General features: G+C 62.9%; 13 protein-coding genes. 7 read left to right on the top strand and 6 right to left on the bottom strand.

Annotated elements, in window-relative coordinates; genetic code table 11:
- Positions 1-37: 37 nt before the first annotated feature.
- The 4 genes from BM019_RS05200 (at position 38) to BM019_RS05185 (ending at position 5,918) form a co-directional block, all read left to right on the top strand.
- Positions 38-3,079 carry a two-partner secretion domain-containing protein gene (locus tag BM019_RS05200; RefSeq protein WP_092417780.1) on the top strand — a complete coding sequence of 1,014 codons (3,042 nt, stop codon included), beginning with the start codon at positions 38-40 and terminating at the stop codon, positions 3,077-3,079.
- A 123-nt stretch (positions 3,080-3,202) separates the two neighbouring features.
- Positions 3,203-4,438: a fimbrial protein gene (locus BM019_RS05195; protein ID WP_239691042.1), complete on the top strand. Its 1,236-nt coding sequence runs from the start codon at positions 3,203-3,205 to the stop codon at positions 4,436-4,438.
- Positions 4,439-4,532: 94 nt separating this feature from the next.
- On the top strand, positions 4,533-5,462 hold the full coding sequence (locus BM019_RS05190; protein WP_007928849.1) for a LysR substrate-binding domain-containing protein: 930 nt from the start codon (positions 4,533-4,535) through the stop codon (positions 5,460-5,462).
- 93 nt (positions 5,463-5,555) lie between these two features.
- Positions 5,556-5,918, top strand: a complete 363-nt coding sequence (locus BM019_RS05185) for a 5-carboxymethyl-2-hydroxymuconate Delta-isomerase (RefSeq protein WP_009042603.1) — start codon at positions 5,556-5,558, stop codon at positions 5,916-5,918.
- 24 nt (positions 5,919-5,942) lie between these two features.
- On the opposite strand, the gene BM019_RS05180 is transcribed toward BM019_RS05185, so the two are convergent.
- The 5 genes from BM019_RS05180 to BM019_RS05160 all read right to left on the bottom strand — a co-directional run bounded on the left by BM019_RS05180 (position 5,943) and on the right by BM019_RS05160 (position 10,646).
- A complete protein-coding gene (locus BM019_RS05180) occupies positions 5,943-6,881 on the bottom strand; it encodes a LysR family transcriptional regulator (RefSeq protein ID WP_092417779.1) in 939 nt (312 codons plus the stop codon).
- Between the two features lie 184 nt (positions 6,882-7,065).
- The gene (locus BM019_RS05175; RefSeq protein ID WP_092417778.1) at positions 7,066-7,977 is read right to left on the bottom strand and encodes a DMT family transporter; all 912 of its coding nucleotides are present in this window, start codon (positions 7,975-7,977) and stop codon (positions 7,066-7,068) included.
- A 16-nt stretch (positions 7,978-7,993) separates the two neighbouring features.
- Entirely contained in the window at positions 7,994-9,178 is a 1,185-nt protein-coding gene (locus BM019_RS05170; protein WP_092417777.1) for a cyanate transporter, read from the bottom strand.
- Between the two features lie 263 nt (positions 9,179-9,441).
- The gene (gene cynS, locus BM019_RS05165) at positions 9,442-9,912 is read right to left on the bottom strand and encodes a cyanase (RefSeq protein WP_092417776.1); all 471 of its coding nucleotides are present in this window, start codon (positions 9,910-9,912) and stop codon (positions 9,442-9,444) included.
- 74 nt (positions 9,913-9,986) lie between these two features.
- The gene (locus tag BM019_RS05160; RefSeq protein WP_092417775.1) at positions 9,987-10,646 is read right to left on the bottom strand and encodes a carbonic anhydrase; all 660 of its coding nucleotides are present in this window, start codon (positions 10,644-10,646) and stop codon (positions 9,987-9,989) included.
- Positions 10,647-10,769: 123 nt separating this feature from the next.
- On the opposite strand from BM019_RS05160, the gene cynR reads away from it, so the two are divergent.
- Positions 10,770-11,684: a transcriptional regulator CynR gene (gene cynR, locus BM019_RS05155; RefSeq protein ID WP_092417774.1), complete on the top strand. Its 915-nt coding sequence runs from the start codon at positions 10,770-10,772 to the stop codon at positions 11,682-11,684.
- Here the strand turns inward: cynR and BM019_RS05150 are convergent.
- Positions 11,657-12,439 (bottom strand): transporter substrate-binding domain-containing protein, encoded by a 783-nt coding sequence (locus tag BM019_RS05150; protein ID WP_085530084.1) that lies wholly within the window; start codon positions 12,437-12,439, stop codon positions 11,657-11,659. The genes cynR and BM019_RS05150 overlap by 28 nt on opposite strands.
- A 265-nt stretch (positions 12,440-12,704) precedes the next feature.
- On the opposite strand from BM019_RS05150, the gene BM019_RS05145 reads away from it, so the two are divergent.
- Both BM019_RS05145 and BM019_RS05140 read left to right on the top strand, forming a co-directional pair.
- The gene (locus tag BM019_RS05145) at positions 12,705-14,354 is read left to right on the top strand and encodes a phosphoethanolamine transferase (RefSeq protein ID WP_092417773.1); all 1,650 of its coding nucleotides are present in this window, start codon (positions 12,705-12,707) and stop codon (positions 14,352-14,354) included.
- Between the two features lie 84 nt (positions 14,355-14,438).
- Entirely contained in the window at positions 14,439-15,122 is a 684-nt protein-coding gene (locus BM019_RS05140) for a class I SAM-dependent methyltransferase (protein WP_092417772.1), read from the top strand.
- Positions 15,123-15,143: the final 21 nt, after the last annotated feature.

The raw sequence follows: 15,143 nt of genomic DNA, 5'->3' as shown, positions 1-15,143 counted from the left end.
GGTTTGCAGAACGTTCTTTAGTGAAGAGGGCGTTACCGTGAACAAAATGTATGCACTGGTTTGGAACCAGGCCTTGGCATGCTGGAATGTGGCTCATGAAGGGGCACGTCGCCGGCGCAAGTCGGGTGCACGCAAGGGGATGGTCGTTGCGGCTGTCAGCCTGCTGGGAGCGGGCGCCATGTCCTCGGCTTTCGCTCTGCCGACGGGGGGAACTGCGGTACACGGTACCGGCGATATTCTGGTCTTCGAAAATAACAAGGAAATGTCGATCAACCAGCATACCGACAAGCTGATTACCAACTGGAACGACTTCAGCGTCGGAAAGGGCGAGAGGGTTACCTTCAACCAGCCCGGTAAAAGCTCGGTTGCGCTGAACCGGGTGATCGGAACCAATGCCAGTGATATCCAGGGCCGGATCAATGCCAACGGCCAGGTGTTTCTGGTCAACCCCAATGGCGTAGTGTTCGGCCAGGGTGCCCAGGTCAATGTGGGTGGCCTGGTGGCTTCGACCCGAGGCATCAGCGACGACGACTTCAAGGCCGGCAAATACAATTTCTCGGGCAACTCGCCGGCGGAGATCATCAACAACGGCGACATCATTGCCGACCAGGGCGGCAGCGTGGCGCTGCTGGGGACCAACGTTCGCAACAATGGGGTGATCCAGGCGCAAATGGGCCGAGTGGCGCTGGGCGCGGGGGACAAGTTCACCGTGAATTTCGACGGCAACAACCTGCTCAACCTGCAAGTCGACGGTGCCGCAGTGGATGCCCTGGTGAAAAACGGTGGCCTGCTCAAGGCTGACGGCGGCCAGGTGCTGATGACCGCCAAGAGTGCCGGCACCATGTTGCAGACCGTGGTCAACAACCAGGGCACCATCGAGGCCAATACCCTGCGTGGCACGGCCGGCAAGATCACCCTCGATGGCGGCGACATGGGCAAGGTATTGGTGGGCGGGGCGATGACCGCCAGCGCCATCGGCACCGTGGGTAACGGCGGTGTGATCGAGGTCAAAGGCGCGAATACCGAGGTGCAACTGGCGACCCGGGTCAATACCCTGGCCAGCAACGGTCAGACCGGCAACTGGAAGATCACCTCGCGCGAGGTCAAGGTCAATCCGACAGCGGCATCGGGCAGCGACACCGCCTACGCCGATACCTTGTCGAACAACCTGGCGACCACCAACATCGAGCTGGCCAGCAGTGTCGGCGATGTGGTGGTGGGCGGTCCTGTCACCTGGAACAGCGGCAATCAGCTGAAGCTGTCTTCCAAGCGTAACATCGAGGTCAATGGCGGGCTGGCCAGCACCGGCATCAAGGCCCGGGTCGAGATGAATGCTGAAAAAACCATCCAACTCAACGGCAACGTGACCCTCAGTGGTGCCAATGCCAGCCTCGGGATGAACCATGGCAGTGGTTATGCTCTGGGGCAGAACGCGAAGGTTACTCTGTCCGGTACCGGGGCCTCGTTCGATTCGAACGGCGCGCTTTACGATGTCATTCAAAACACCGCCCAACTGCAGGCGGTCAATAACAACCTCAATGGCCTGTATGTCCTGGGCACCGACATCAAGGGTTACGGCAACTTCAAGTCCATTGGCGGCAATATGGCGTTCTCTGGCGTCTTCGATGGCCTGGGCAATACCGTCAGCGGTTTCACGGTGACCAATACCGGGCCTATGGTTGGTCTGTTCGCCGGCAACTCGGGCAGTATCAGTAACCTGAAACTGGCCAACATGACCGTCAATGGCAATACCTCCGGAGCAGGCTTCAGCTATATCGGCGGTCTGGTGGGGCTGAACAACGGGACCTTGACCAACGTCAGCGCCACTGGCCTGCGCGTCAACGCCAACGCCTCGAATACCAACGTCGTGGGGGGCCTGGTCGGGCTCAATTTAGGCGGTGCGATCGATCGCGCATCGGTGGCGGTCAACTCCTACGTGAATGGCAACGGCTATACCACGTCGGTGGGGGGCCTGGTCGGTGAAAACGTTTCAGGTGGTGCGGGCCCCGCGAGCATTACCAACAGTCTGACGAATGTCGCCATCGGCGGGTACCTGGCGCGCAACTTCGCTGGTGGTGCGGGCGGTCTGGTCGGTAGCAACAGGGGCGGTTACATCGCCGACTCTTCCAGCAGCGGTTCAGTCGGTAACTACTCGTGCAGTTATGTGGGCACGAATATGGGCGGGCTGATCGGTTACAACCAGGCGGGCACGGTCGAGCGGTCCAGCTCCTCGGCAACGGTACGGGGTAACAGCGCCAGCAACATTGGTGGCTTGATCGGGTTCAATACCAACAGTGCGGTCAGGGAGTCCAGCTTCAGCGGCGCGGTCAACGGTTACGGCAGCGCCTCGGCAGGCGGGCTGATCGGTTACAACCAGAACAGCACGCTGAGCGACGTCAAGACCAGCGGTACGGTCTACGACACTTCGGGCACCAATGTCGGTGGCCTGGTCGGCCAGAACTTCTACGGCCAAATAGACACCGCCGAGGCCTTGGCCAATGTCACCGCGGGCGCCAACAGCAATACCGGCGGGCTGGTCGGCAGCAACTACGGCGGTACCGTCAGCCACGTCGTGGCCCGCGGCAAGGTCGTGGCAGGCAGCAACAGCAATGTCGGCGGGTTGATCGGCAACAACGACGGTGACCTGAGTTCGGTCGAAGCCAGTGGTGAAGTCCGGGCCGGGAGCAACAGCTTCGTGGGTGGCCTGGTGGGTACCAACGGTCGCACCCTGGGCTCGACTATCGAAACCGCTACGGCCAAGGGCACTGTCTACGGTGATCGGTACAGTAGCATCGGTGGGTTGGTGGGGCTGAACCATGGCCAGATCTCCAACTCCCTGGCCCTGGGCTCGGTGAGCGGCGGTTACTACACGAGGCTCGGTGGCCTGGTGGGATTGAACATGGGCAATGTTCGTCAATCGGTGGCCAGCGGCAAGATCAATGGCAACAGCAATTACCCGAGCTACCAGACTTACGGCGGCCTGGTCGGCGTCAACTATGGCGAGATGAAATACAACTCGGCACTGGGCGAGGCAGCCCAGGTACCGTTGTTCGGCCTGAACCAGGGAATCATCCAGTAATCCTTGGCACCACCCACTGATACCCAGGTATCGCGGGTTCCCGATACGCCATGCCGCGGCATGGCGTATCGGTTTTTCAGGATTCATCACCTCTTTCAGGATGACCCGCGATGCGGGTCTTCCATGAGCAACGAAACCCGGCCGGCCAACGCAGCCGGGCTCAAGCAGAGCATGGAGAATGGCCCCATGGTCCATCTATTGGCGTTCAGGCCCGCCGGCCACGTACGTCGGTTCTACCGCAGTGCCCAGGTACTGGCTTGCCTGCTCCCGGGCTTGATCGGCGCGACGGCCCAGGCCGCCTTGGTGGAAAGCCAGGCGATCGACTGCTCGTTCAGTAACGGTGCCGGCCGGCCCTGGGTGGAAGTGACGCCGTTGACCAGCACCACGCCGGTAGGCTCCGTCCTGTGGCAACGACCGGTGGCCCTGATCACCAACTACCGATATGGCGGGGATACGGGTAACAAGGCCCATGAGCTGGTCTCCGCCGGATACTGGACCGCGGGTACGCCGCTGCCCGATGCCATCGCCCCAACCAACATCGACGGCATCGGTTTCAAGATCGCGGTGAACTCCTCCGACGGCGTCCTCAGGAATATCACCCAGGTGTCCAAGCCCGTAGCGCTGGAAAAGAACCGGGTTATCTATGACCCCAGCGCAGGCCAGAACCAGCGTTCGCTGATGGTGACCAACTATCTGCAATCGTTGATCCTCACGGTGCCCCCCAGCCAGTTGCCCAGCGGCGAACTGGTGATCGACCGTGTCGCCGGCAGCTCGGGGCTGATGCTGTATGCGGTCGACCTGCTCAAGGATGTGGCCAGCCTGGGAGGGGAGGTCACCATTCCGAACGACAACATGCCCATCGGCATCTGCCGCAAACCCTACCCGTTGATGGGCCCCGACATCATCAATATGGGCGGGGGAGGCGGGATCATCGTTCCCAACACCTGTGTGGTGGAGTCGTACAGGACCATCCCGGTGAGGCTCGGGCGTTTCTCCCTGGCCAATTTTCCCAAGGTGGGTTCGACCTCGTCGCCGGTACCGTTTCGCATCGAACTGAGCCAGTGCGCATTGAATGCCAGGCCGCAGATCACCTTCACCGACAAAGTGCCCGGCCACACCGACCCGTCGGTGCTCAATCTGACGGCTTCGCCCAACAGCGCCAAGGGCTTCGGCATCATCATGATCAACGACCTGAACGGGCAGCGGGTCAAATACGACGGCACCCTCTACGACATGCAACGGGTGGGCGACAGCGCGATCATCCCGCTGCGGGCTGGCTACATCCGCACCGGCAGCGATGCCGAGGTCAAGGTCGGCGATGCCGATGGCGCGGCGGAGTTCACCTTTACCTTCCCCTGAGTCATTCAGGGTTGAACCAAACCCCTTCGATGGCGATAGACGCCGTTGCGGGGCCTTTCTACACTGGGCTCCGACCTGGGGATGGAGCACACGGATGAATCGCAACGAACTGCGCAAGGCCGATATCAACCTGATGGTGGTGTTCGAAACCCTGATGCTCGAGCGCAATGTGACCCGGGCGGCGGAGAAGCTGTTTCTCGGCCAGCCGACCATCAGCTCGGCGCTCAATCGCTTGCGCGCGATCTTCAACGATCCGCTGTTCATTCGCGTGGGCCACAGGATGGAGCCGACCGCTCGCGCCGAAGAGCTGATCCAGCACCTGTCGCCGGCGCTGGATGCCTTGTCCTCGGCCCTGAGCCTGACCCACGATTTCGATCCCGCCAGCAGCACCATGACCTTTCGCATCGGCCTGTCCGACGACGTCGAGTTCGGCCTGTTGCCGCCACTGCTGCGGACCTTGCGCCAGGAAGCGCCGAAGGTGGTGTTCGTGGTGCAGCACGCGGACTACTGGCGGATCCCGGACTTGCTGGCCGCCGGCGACATCACCGTGGGCATCAGCCAGACCCGCGGGCTGCCGGCCAATGCCAAGCGCAAGCTGCTGCGGCATATCCAGCCCAGCGTGCTGCGCGCCGATGCCAGCGACACGCCGCTGACCCTCGACGAATACTGTTCCCGTCCGCATGTACTGGTGTCGCACACGGCCAATGTCAGCGGCTTTGCCGATGAATGGCTGGCCGAGATCGGCCGACAGCGCCATGTGGTGCTGTCGGTGCCGCAGTACAGTTCGCTGCCGGCGTTGCTGGCGGGGACCGACATGATCGCCAGCCTGCCGGACTACACGGCGGCGGCCATGGCGGCGTCGGGGCAGTTGTTCCAGGAGCCGTTTCCGTTCAAGACCCCGACCCTGGACCTGTCCATGGTCTGGCTCAGCCATGTCGACACCGACCCGGCCGAACGCTGGCTGCGTTCGCGGCTGGAGGCGTTCATGAGCGACCGCGACCTGGCGCCGCTCAAGGCGCGTTGAATCTCTTATCCCTTGGTAGAGGACTCAGGCAGGCGGTCGCGGGGCGTGTAGTATGGAGCGCCTTTTCACCCCCACCTTTCAGGGAGCTCTGCCATGCCTCATCTGCATATGGAATACACCGCCAACCTGCCGCAACTGGATGCCGACAAGGCCTTGCTGCGGTTCAACAACGCGTTGGTGGCATCCGGGCAGTTCGCTGAATACGACATCAAGAGCCGCGCGCGCAAGGTCGAGACGTTTCGCGTCGGCACCGGCCTCGGCGAGCGGGCGTTCGTGCATGTGAAGCTGTCGTTGCTCAGCGGGCGTTCGCCAGAGATCAAGAAGCAGCTTTCGCAAAGCCTGCTGGCGGTGCTGCAGGAACTCTGCGAATGGCCGGCTGGCGTCGAGTTGCAATTGGCGGTGGAGATCCTGGATATCGACCGCGACTCCTACGGCAAGCTCAGCATCGGTCACTGAACCGGAATGCCGCAGGGCCTGAATCTACAATAGGCCCTGCTGCGCGCAGACCTTGACCACCTGCTCGCGGAACCAGGTGTTGGCGCTGTCCTGGTCGGTGTGGGCGCTCCATTGCATGTCCAGGGTAAAGCCCGGCAGGCCGTTGGGCGCTTCGCAATGGCTGAACACCGCGTCGTTGGTCAGCAGCGCCTGGATGCGCCGCGGCAGGGTCAGGATGAAGTCGGTGCCGGTGATCATTTTCAGCGCCGCGCTGTAGCTGTTGGAGCGCGCGACGATCTGCCGCCGGTGGGCCTGGCGGGCCAGCCAGCCATCGACCATGTTGGTGGTCGAGGTCCAGGGCGTGGGGTAGACATGCCGACGCTCGACGAACGACTGCAGGCTGAAGCGCGGCTCCAGCGGCGGCGTCGCGCGCTTGTCGAAGACACACACCAGGTCATCCTCGAGCAGCATCTGCGACTTGAGGTCGGGGTGGTTGTGGTGAAAGTTCGGACCGAAGCAGATCACCAGGTCCAGGCTGCCGTCGCGTAGTTCCTCAGCGGGGATATCGGTTTCCAGCTTGTGCACATTGACCGACACCGGCAGGTCGGCGAAGTCGAAGCCCTTGAGCAGCCGCGGCAGGATCAGCAGTTCGAAATATTCCGGCGCGCAGACATTGAAGGTGACGGCCTGGCGGGTCGGGTCGAAAGCCTGGACCCCGGAATGGCACAGGTTGATGCTCTCGAGAATCTTCAGCACATGGCTGTACATGGTGGTGGCTTTGTAGGTCGGACGCATGCCGGTGCGGGTATTGATGAACAGCTCGTCCTCGAAGCCGGTGCGCAGTTTTTTCAGGCAGTAACTGACGGTCGACTGACTCACGCACAGGGTTTCCGAGACCCCGGTCACGCTGCTTTGCTCGTACACGGCGACGAACACCATCAGGTCCTGCATATCGAGCTTTCTAAGCAAGTTACTGTTCAGCATCAGTTCCGTCTCGTTGAGCACCTCGCGCGGTCGTGCGCAAACCTGCCTGATGCTAACGGAACGATCGTCCTAATTGAATCCTTGCCCCGGGGTTTCACGGATAGCGAAGGGACAATTAATTCCGAGAACACGACCTGTGCAGTATGGCGCGGCGCGTAGCGGCTTGTCCCTTGGTGTTGCGTCTTCAACCGGGCACCGGGACTGGCCGGCGGCTGCCGAGGATCAGGGCGAGCATGCCCAGGCCTACCAGCAGCGCGCCAAGCAGCTCGCTCGGCAAGGGATGCCGGCCCAGCCCGAACCAGTGGAAGAGGGTGATGAACAGGGTGCTCAGGTAGATGTAGGAAATGACCGTGGCCGGTGCGATCACCCCGATGGCCCGGTGGAGCAGCCAAAAAGTCGCCAGGGTGGCGAACAAGGCCAGGTACAGCAGCCACAGGCCGTCGTCGAGGGTCAACAGCATGGCGCTGCGCCAACCACCACCCGGCAGGCAGAAGGCGAACAGGAACAGCGCGCCGAACAGCATGTTCCAGAAGGTCATGGCGGCCGGGCTGCGATCTTTCAGGCTGGTGGTTTTCAGCCGTTGGCTCAGCGGCGAATAACAGGCCATGGCCAGGCAACCGACCCCATACACGCCGACCGCGTAGAACGACGGCATGCCCTCGGGCCCTGAGCCCCTGAAGGTCAGCAGCGTGGCCCCGGCGGCCGCCAGCAGCATCGGCAACAGGCGGTTTTTCCCAGGGTTGTCGCTCAGCAGGAGGCCCTCGAACAGCAGGGTCAGCAGCGGTACCAGGGCGAACAGGATGCCGGTATTGACCGCCGAGGTATGCCGCAGCGCCTCGAACAGCGAAGCGAAGTAGATCGCCAGCAGCAACCCAAGCATGGCATGCGCCCGCAGCCCGGCGCGGCTGATCCGGAACGCGCCGTTGAGCCACAGCGCCGGCACGAACATCAGGGCTGACAACAGCAGGCGCAGGCCGGTCAGCAGGAGCGGGTCGATGGCCTGGCCGACCTGGGCCGCGGCAAAAAACGAGGCGGCGATCAGCACCGCCCACAGCAGCATGCCGAGATGGGCGTTGAGAAAGCTGACGGGTTTCATCGCAGCGTTCCCCGGTTCATTGGAAGTGGCGGTGGTAGTGCCGCGGATCGAAGCGCAGGACCATCAGGATCATCAGCGCTATGACCGCAGTCAGCGACCACCAGGCCCATTCGAAACTGCCCAGGCGGTCGCGGATGATCCCGGCGAGCAGCGGCGACAGGCCGGCGATCAGGTAGCCGATACCTTGCACGAAGGCCGTCAGGCCACCGGCGCGCCGCGGATTGTCCAGGTGGTCGAGGGACACGATCAGGCTCATGGGAAACAATCCGCCGATACCCAGGCCGAGCAGGCACGGCCAGAGCAGGCTCAGGTGCCGGGGGCTGAGGATCAGCCCGCAGAAGCCGGCGATGATCAGCACCAGCAAGGCCACCAGCACCCGGCGGCGGTCCTGGCTGTGGTTGGCGATGGCCGGCGTCACCAGGCCCGAGACCACTTCCATGGCGGTGAGAAATCCCAGCAGCAGGCCGGCGTCCTGTTCGCTCCAACCCTGCTCCACGTAGTAGGGGGCCAGCCACGCCAGGACGCAGGTGTAGGACGCCGTGCCCAGGCCGAAGAAGACCGCCAGCAGCCAGGCGCGGCGGTTGCCTGCAAAGGATTCGTGGTGCGTCGCGGCGTCCGGCAGTTTTGGCATGGCCGCCCGTTGCGCGTACCAGAACAGCAGCGCCAGGACCGCCAGCGCCGCCCAGATCGCCAGGCCCAGCCGCCAGCTGCCGGTGCGGGTCATCACCAGCGGGGCAAAGGACGCCGCGACCGCCGCTCCCCCCATGATCGAGGTGACGTACAGGCCCATGAACAGCGAGACATTGTCGGGAAAGCGCGACTTGATCAGTGCCGGCATCAGCGATTGGATCAGGGCGATGCCGAGGCCGGCGAGCACGGCACTGAGGATCAGTTCGGCGGCCGAATCGAGAAATAGCCGCGACAGGGTGGCAAGGCCAATGACCAGCAGCGAAATCACCACGCTGCGGTGGTCGCCCAGGTGCTGGCCGATGCGCACGCCGAAGAACATCGCCAGGCCCATGGCCATGACCGGCAGCATGGTCAGCAGCGCGGCGCCGCTGAAACTCAGGGCGATATCGCCACGAATCCCGGACAGCAACGGGCCGACTGCGGCCATCGACGGCCGCAGGTTCAAGGCCACCAGCGTCACGCTGAGCATCAGCCAGAAGACGGGGCGGGTTGTCGCGCGAACGTTTTCCATAACCAGACCTTGAACCATTCAGATGTTGATTAGGCGGGGAGGGGCGTGGCCGGGGCAAATCAGAAAGTGTGCAGGACTATCTAAAAATCAAATAACACCTGTAGCCGCTGCCGCAGGCTGCGCTCCAGGCCGCAGGACTGGCGAACCGGGCAACGCGGTGCTTCCGGCAGACCGCGTGTGCAGGTTTGGGGGCTGCTTCGCAGCCCAGCGCAGCCTGCGGCAGCGGCTACAGGGGCCCGCGACGGTGCGCGGGCCTCGGGCGATCAGAACGGCTTGGTCGGCAGGTACTTGCCATCCAGGGTGATCACCGCGCGGGAACCGCCTTCCGGGTCTTCGACTTTCTTGATGTCGAGCTTGAAGTTGATGGCGCTGATGATGCCGTCGCCGAACTGCTCGTGGACCAGCGCCTTGAGGGTCGAACCGTAGACCTGGAGCATTTCATAGAAACGGTACACGGTCGGGTCGGTGGGGATGCCGCCGGGGATGCTGCCGCGCGAGGGGATGCTTTGCAGCAGGTGGCTGGCGTCCTGGTCCAGGTCGAGCTTGCTGCAGACCAGGTCGGCGGCGGCGGCCGGCAAGGCGTGCTGGCCGAGCAGGGCGGCGGTGACGAACGCCAGGCTCAGGCCGGTGCCGTCGGTGAGCTGTTGCCACGACAGGTTCTTGCGCGCCTTGGCGTCGATGATGGTGTCGGCCAGGGCCAGGCGTGGGGCTTGGGCGAATTGGGATTGCAGCATGTCGAGTTCCTCGTTGGGATGGTGAAACGGTTGTTGAACGAGTCGTTGAAAAAGGGTCGTTGAAAAGGAAGCGTTCAAGCCGCGTGTCGCGGTTTACCGACCAAGGCACAGGCGTCGGGGTGTTCGGCCAGGGACACGAAGTCCTGGCTCGGGCCATCCAGCGCGGCAATGGCGCCGCTGGCAATGTCATAGACCCAGCCATGCAGGTTCAGCCGGCCCTGTTCCAGGGCCAGGGCGACCGCGGGATGGGTCTTCAGGTTAGCCAACTGGGCGATCACGTTTTCCCGCACCAGGGCATCCAGGCGGGCTGCGTCCGAGGCATGGCTGCGGGCGGCATTGACCACCTTGGCCGACTCGGCATGGCGCAGCCAGTTGGCCACGGCCGGCAGATGGTCCAGGCATTTGCAGGTGGAGATGGCGGTCATGGCGCCGCAGTCCGAATGCCCGCAGATCACGATGTCGCTGACCCCGAGCACGGCCACCGCGTACTCCACAGTGGCCGACACACCGCCCGGTTCCGGCCCGTAGGAGGGCACGATATTGCCGGCGTTGCGGATCACGAACAGATCGCCCGGTTCCTGCTGGGTCAGCAGTTCCGGCACTACCCGGCTGTCGGAGCAGGTGACGAACAGGGTGCCGGGGTTCTGGGTGGTGGCCAGTTGCTTGAACAGCTCGCTGCGTTTCGGAAAGGCTTCGCGCTGGAACTTGAGAAAGCCGTCGATGATGTGCTGCATGGTGGTTCTCCTTGCATCGCTGATGGCGCAAGGATGGAAAATTTCAGCTATAGCGTCCAAGACCGGCTTGTTATGCTGGCCATAAGTACTGCCTATAGTTGGCGGTCCTGGCCTGGAGACACCATGCTGCTACGTCATATCCGTTACCTGCTGGCCGTCGCCGAGCACGGCAACTTCACCCGCGCCGCCGAAGCCTTGCACGTGTCGCAGCCGACGCTGTCGCAACAGATCAGGCAACTGGAGGACAGCCTCGGCGCTCCGCTGTTCGACCGCTCGGGGCGCACCGTGCGCCTGACCGACGCCGGCGAGGTCTATGTGCGTTATGCGCGGCTGGCCCTGCAGGACCTGGAGGCGGCCAGGCGCGCCATGCATGACGTGCAGGATCTGCAGCGCGGCTCGTTACGCCTGGGCATGACCCCGACCTTCATCACGTACCTGGCGGGGCCGCTGCTGACCCGTTTCAACCAGCGGTATCCGGGGATCGCCCTGAGCCTCGAAGAGATGACCCAGGACCGACTGGAAGCGGCCCTGGCTGAAGACCGCCTGGACCTGGGCATTGCCTTTGCCGGGCAGCACCTGCCGGACATCGACAGCCAGCTGTTGTTCGAGGAGAGCCTGAGCCTGATGGTCAGCCGCGCGCAGCAGCCCGAGCTACCGCGGGAACTGACGGCGGCTGCGCTTGCGCGGCAGCCGCTGGTGCTGCTCAGCGGCGATTTCGCCACCCGCCAGCATATCGACCGTTATTGCCGCGAGCAGGGCATGACGCCGCGCATCGCCATCGAAGCCAACTCCATCGGCGCTATTGTCGAAATCGTCCGCCGTGGGCAACTGGCGACCATCCTGCCGCTGGCCATTACCCAGGAGCAGCCGGGCTTGAGGCCGGTGATCCTGCAACCGCCCCTGGCGCCCCGCAGCGTGGCGCTGCTGGGACGCAAGGGCGCCTATCGCAGCGCCGCGTGCCAGGCTTTTCGCGAGCTGCTGACGGCTGCTTGTTGCGAGCGGCTGACGGCTCAGGGCGTGGGCGCCGCCAGCCACTGATTGACCACGCCGCTGTAGAAACCGGTGGCCTTGCTCAGGTGCAGCCACTGGTCGACGTAGCTTTTCCAGGCGACGTCGTCCCGTGGCAACAGGAAGGCTTTTTCACTGTATTGCAGGTACTGCTCGGGGTTCACCGCGCACAGCCCCGGCTTGAGTTTCTGCTGGAAGCGCGCTTCGGAAGCGTCGGTGATCATCACGTCGGCCTTGTTCTCCAGCAGTTGCTCGAAGATGGTCACGTTGTCGGCGAACAGGGTCAGGCTGGCCTTGGGCAGGTGGGCCCGGGCGAAGACTTCGTTGGTGCCTCCCGGCGGTTCGATCAGGCGCACCGAAGGCTGGTTGATCTGCTCGACGGTCTGGTAGCGCTGCTTGTCGGCGCACCGTACCAGGGGGATTTTCCCGTCGACGCCCAGGGTGTCGCTGAAGAAGGCTTTCTTCTGTCGCTCCAGGGACACGGAAATACCGCCCACGGCGATGTCGCACTGGTTTGCCAGGAAGTCCGGCATCAGGGTTTTCCAGGTGGTCTTCACCCACTTCACCTCGACCCCCAGGCTTTGCGCCAGGGACTGCGCCATCGAAATATCGATGCCTTCGTAGGCACCGTCTGTGCGCAGGTAGGTGTAGGGCTTGTAGTCGCCGGTGGTGCAGACGTTCAGGTGGCCGCGTTCGATGACCTGGTCCAGGTGCGAGGTGCTTGGCGCGGCAAAGGCCGGGGCGCTGAGGGTCAGCAGCGAGCAGAGCAGAAGGCGTGCTTTCATGCGGTCGATCCTTGATGACGAGGGAGTGGCCGAGGGCGGCTCATTATTTGCGCCGGGCTCGAACGGGGCAAGGCGCATCGCTTGCCTGGGCGCTGCGGATTGTTTTCGCCGAAAAAGTTTTGGCAAAGGGCCATGCCAACTATTTGTTGGCTTCTTTTTCACGAAACGTTGATGGTCGGCTACCTAAAGTTCGTGCTGTCGTGGGCAGTCATTGAATAACGGGCATGTTGACGACGCACTTCTTTCAAGGAACACGCCGATCATCATGCTGAACATCAAGCCCCTGCGTCCCGAATGGGTGACGTTGATTGCCTGCGCCTTTTTATTGCTTGGCTGCAACTTTGTGCTCTGGCAGCACCTGTTTAGCATTACCGCCTCGGACGCCCGTGGTATCGCCATGCGCGTGGCTTTCGGGGTGATGATCTTCTGTGCGTTCAACCTTATCCTGACTTGGCTGGCATTTCGCCGGGTACTTAAGCCGGTGCTGGTTTTATTGTTTATGGTCAGTGCCGGCGTGGCTTATTTCATGAGCCAGTACGGAGTGCTGATAGATGCCGGAATGTTTCGCAACTTCGCCGAAACCAATGCAACGGAAGTGCGTGATTTACTCTCGCTGAAGTTGCTTGTTTATATTCTGTTGCTGGGTGTATTGCCTTCCTGGTTATTGTGGAAAACCCCGATCAATTATCGTCGCTGGCACCGCGAGTTATTGAGCAAGTTGCTGGTTTCCGTTATATGCGCGGCGGCCATTGGCGGGGTCGCCCTGGCCAACTATCAGGGGCTGGCCTCGCTGTTTCGCAATCACCATGAATTGCGCCTGATGATAGTGCCGAGCAACTACGTGGGCGCTTCCTTTGGTTATCTGCGTGAGCAAGTGGTCTCGGCGCGCCAGCCCTTCGTCAAGATCGGTGAAGATGCCCAGCGCAATCCGACCTGGCAAAACCACGCGCGCAAGTCGCTGACGGTGCTGGTGGTCGGCGAAAGTGCCCGGGCCGAGAACTTCGGCGTGCTGGGCTACGAGCGCGACACCACGCCGAAACTCAGCCAGGAAAACGGCCTGATCGCCTTTACCGATGTGTCGTCCTGCGGCACCGAGACCGCGGTCTCGGTGCCCTGCATGTTCTCCAACATGGGGCGCAAGAACTACGACGCCAGCAAGGCGAAGAACGAGGAAGGGCTGCTGGACGTGCTCAAGCGCGCCGGGCTCGAGGTGATCTGGCGGGACAACCAGTCCGGCTGCAAGGGCACCTGCGACCGGGTGACCCTCGATGACGTCAGCAAACTCAAGGACCCGGCGCTCTGTGCCAACAGCGAATGCCGCGACGAGATCCTGCTCCAGGGCCTGCAGCATTTCATCGATACCCTGGACAAGGACACCGTGCTGGTCCTGCACCAGATGGGTAGCCACGGGCCGGAATACTTCAAGCGCTACCCCAAGCAATACGAGCGCTTCACCCCGGTGTGCCAGAGCAACGCCCTGAACAATTGCAGCCGCGAGAGCATTGTCAACGGCTACGACAATACGCTGCTGTACACCGACCACGTGCTGGCGACCCTGATCGACCTGTTGCGCAGCAACCAGGACAAGGTCGATACCGCCATGCTCTACCTGTCGGACCACGGCGAGTCCCTGGGCGAATACAACCTGTTCCTGCATGGCACGCCCTACATGCTCGCGCCGTCGCAGCAGAAACACGTGGCGATGCTGGCCTGGTTCTCGGACAGCTATCAGAAGGCCTTCTCGGTGGACACCCATTGCCTGCAACTGAGCCGGGAAAAACCGCTGAGCCAGGACAACCTGTTCCACTCGATGCTCGGTCTGCTGGAGGTCGACAGCCGGGTCTACCAGCCCGACCTGGATCTGTTCGCCGGCTGCCGGGGCAGCGTGGTCGACGGCGTGCTGGCGCGGCAATGAAGCCGTGATCGGCGTTCGACCTTTTTTTCACGATCGGGGCGGTAACCTGTTTTTCATCCAAGACTTACAAGAGCCAGCAGATCCATGTCCGCGCACCCTCCATCCCCCCTCGAGCTCGAGTTCGCCAGGCGTTATGACCAGGCGCACGCGCGCGTCTGTGGCGACGAGCGCCCGCTCGGGCTGGGGCGGCGCCTGTCGTTGTGGCGCGACGAGTGGCTGGTTCGCCGCGCATTGAAGGTGGCGGGCGAGCCGGGGCTGATTCTCGATCTTGCGTGCGGCGCGGGGCGTTTCTGGCCGGTGCTGGGCGAGCACAGTAATCGGGTGATCCTGGCGGCGGACCCGTCCCAGGACATGCTCAACCACGCCCAGACCCACCACCCGGCGAGCCTGCTCAGGCGGGTCAGGACTTTCCAGAGTTCGTCGTTCAGCATCGGCCTGTCGGCCAACGCGGTGGACTGCATCGTCTGCCTGCAACTGTTCCCCCATGTCGCCAGCAGCGAGGCGCGCCTGGCGTTGCTGGGCGAATTCCATCGGGTCAGTCGCGACTCGGTGATCCTCGCGGTGCGCATCGACAGTCGCTTGAAAGTCATGCGCGACCGGCTGGAGGGCAACGACACCCTGAAATTGCAGCGTGCTCCACGCATGGACGTCAGCCGGGCGCGGGTCGAGGCCGAGTTCAAGGACGCGGGGTTCGAAGTGCTCAGCCACCAGGATTTCATTCCCGGCTGTGCCGCCTGGCGGGTTTACGTTCTGCGCAAACAGGGGTAGCCGACGGCGTTCGGACTATTC

This window comes from Pseudomonas sp. NFPP07 (assembly GCF_900115645.1).
In the GTDB taxonomy this organism is placed as follows: Bacteria; Pseudomonadota; Gammaproteobacteria; order Pseudomonadales; family Pseudomonadaceae; genus Aquipseudomonas; species Aquipseudomonas chlororaphis.
Note: the sequence above shows the minus strand (reverse complement) of the source record. Positions and strands in the feature narration are given on the sequence as shown.